We start from the raw sequence: 397 nt of genomic DNA, 5'->3' as shown, positions 1-397 counted from the left end.
CCTGAGCACGGCGGGCGCCAGAAATGCCTATCACTATTTTGCGCGAGGTGCGGATGCGGATGTGCTCGATGTGCGCGCCTATGGCCCTGAAACCCATAACCAGGAAGGACGCGTTTTTCTCTACGTGCTGTCACGTACCGGAGATGGAACTGCCCCGCAGGCGCTGCTTGATAAAGTCCTGTCAGCGGTAAACCCGGAAGACGTGCGTCCGATTACGGATTATGTGGCTGATTATGTCCGCTCCGCTGTGATTGTGAGTTATCAGGTGGTTGCTGATATTTACGTCCCTTATGGCGTAGACACCGCCACGGTGCTGGAAAAAGCCACCGCAGCACTGAACGAATACACTGCCTCTGTGCATCTTATCAACGCCACCGCTGCACGGTCAGGCATAGAC

Annotated in this window: 1 protein-coding gene; it reads left to right on the top strand. The window is 55.7% G+C overall.

Annotation, left to right across the window (positions count from 1 at the left end):
- On the top strand, positions 1–397 hold a 397-nt coding region (locus tag ACEWB7_RS18475), incomplete at both ends, for a baseplate J/gp47 family protein (RefSeq protein ID WP_411581157.1).

Origin of the sequence: Acinetobacter sp. NIOH-H-8 (assembly GCF_046635365.1) — a bacterium.
Classification (GTDB): domain Bacteria; phylum Pseudomonadota; class Gammaproteobacteria; order Pseudomonadales; family Moraxellaceae; genus Acinetobacter.
The sequence above is the reverse complement of the archived record's forward strand: the minus strand, read 5'-3'. Positions and strand labels throughout refer to the sequence as shown.